The sequence below is a fragment of the Desertibacillus haloalkaliphilus genome, from assembly GCF_019039105.1.
Classification (GTDB): domain Bacteria; phylum Bacillota; class Bacilli; order Bacillales; family KJ1-10-99; genus Desertibacillus; species Desertibacillus haloalkaliphilus.
This window is the reverse complement of the sequence record NZ_JAHPIV010000673.1, coordinates 1-259: the sequence shown is the minus strand read 5'-3', so window position 1 is coordinate 259 and position 259 is coordinate 1. Positions and strand designations below refer to the sequence as shown.

Below are 259 nucleotides of genomic sequence, written 5' to 3'. Positions count from 1 at the left end.
CGGACTTGAACCGGCACGGTAGTCACCTACCGCAGGATTTTAAGTCCTGTGTGTCTGCCAATTCCACCACCCCGGCATGAGACTTAAATAAACTATAAATTTAAGGCGGCACCCGGATTTGAACCGGGGAATAAGGGTTTTGCAGACCCGTGCCTTACCACTTGGCTATGCCGCCAAGTTATTGGAGCGGAAGACGGGATTCGAACCCGCGACCCCCACCTTGGCAAGGTGGTGTTCTACCACTGAACTACTTCCGCAA

The 259-nt window shown here is 52.9% G+C and carries 2 tRNA genes; both read right to left on the bottom strand.

What is annotated here, in order from left to right:
• Positions 1 to 103: 103 nt before the first annotated feature.
• Positions 104 to 175: transfer RNA gene (locus KH400_RS23835), tRNA-Cys, on the bottom strand.
• A 7-nt stretch (positions 176 to 182) separates the two neighbouring features.
• Positions 183 to 257: transfer RNA gene (locus KH400_RS23830), tRNA-Gly, on the bottom strand.
• Between the last annotated feature and the right edge of the window lie 2 nt (positions 258 to 259).